Source organism: Polaromonas sp. P1_E3, from assembly GCF_056405935.1.
The window spans coordinates 1-1,043 of the sequence record NZ_JBFUBD010000662.1 but is presented as its reverse complement, the minus strand read 5'-3'; the positions used below and the strand labels follow the sequence as shown (position 1 = coordinate 1,043).

Genomic DNA, 1,043 nt, shown 5'->3' with positions numbered 1-1,043 from the left:
CTGGTCGCGCAATTCCCACCGGGAGGTCTGGTTGATACCGTGTCCCGCATGATGGCACCGCACCTGTCGCAGGCGCTGGGCCAGACCGTCCTGGTGGAAAACCGTGCAGGTGCGGGCGGCCTGATCGGCACCGACTATGTGTCCAAGCAGCCCGCTGACGGCTACACCTTACTGGTCAGCCATGCGTCGGTGCACATCTATGCCACAGCCACCCGCAAAGTCATGCCCTTTGACCCGGTGAACGATTTTTCCCACATGGGCATGCTGGTGGAAGCACCCATGGTGCTGCTGGTGCGTGCACAGTCGCCCTTCCAGACGCTGGAGCAATACCTGACGGCGGCCAGGACCCGGCCTGTGCGTTATGGCTCATCGGGCATCGGTTCTGCCAACCACCTGTTTGGCGAAATGCTCAAAATTGAAGGCAAGGCGCCTCAACACGACCACATTCCTTACCAAGGCAGCGCGCCGGCCATGCAAGACCTGCTGGGCGGGCAGATCGACAGCCTGCTCGACCCGATCACCACCAATGTGGCGCAGCTCAAGGCAGGGTCCCTGCGCGCGTTGGCGGTTTCCACCCCCAGCCGCCTGCCGGCGCTTCCCAACATTCCAACCTTTGCCGAGGCTGGCTTCCCCAAGCTCACGGGTTCCCAGTGGTTGGGTCTGTCAGCACCCAAGGGCCTGCCTGCCCCGGTTCTTGCGCGGCTGACGGCGCTGATACCTGAAATCCTTGCAAAACCGGACATCGCCGCCAGGCTGGAAGAAATCCAGACCCTGCCGCGCAAAAATCCGGTGGTCGGCACCGAGTTCGTTCAGTTGATCAATTCGCAGATCGACACCTGGCGCGGCGTGGCCAAGCTGGCCAATGTCGAGGTGATAACATGATTTTTCCGGCTACGACAGCCGCAGGAGCACCCTGATTGAGCAGCACCCACGCCTTTTCCAGCGACACGGCAAGCGCTGCCGATGTGGTCAATGAGTTCCTCCGGCTCATCATGCTCCCAGACCCGGTCGCCGCCAGCCGTTTCACGGCACCCGGCATGAAG

1 protein-coding gene is annotated in these 1,043 nt (G+C 62.2%); it reads left to right on the top strand.

Annotated features, from left to right (window positions below):
* Nucleotides 1-882, top strand: an 882-nt coding sequence (locus AC1D0Z_RS22595; RefSeq protein ID WP_477660377.1) for a Bug family tripartite tricarboxylate transporter substrate binding protein, incomplete at its 5' end; no start/stop codon positions are given.
* Between the last annotated feature and the right edge of the window lie 161 nt (nucleotides 883-1,043).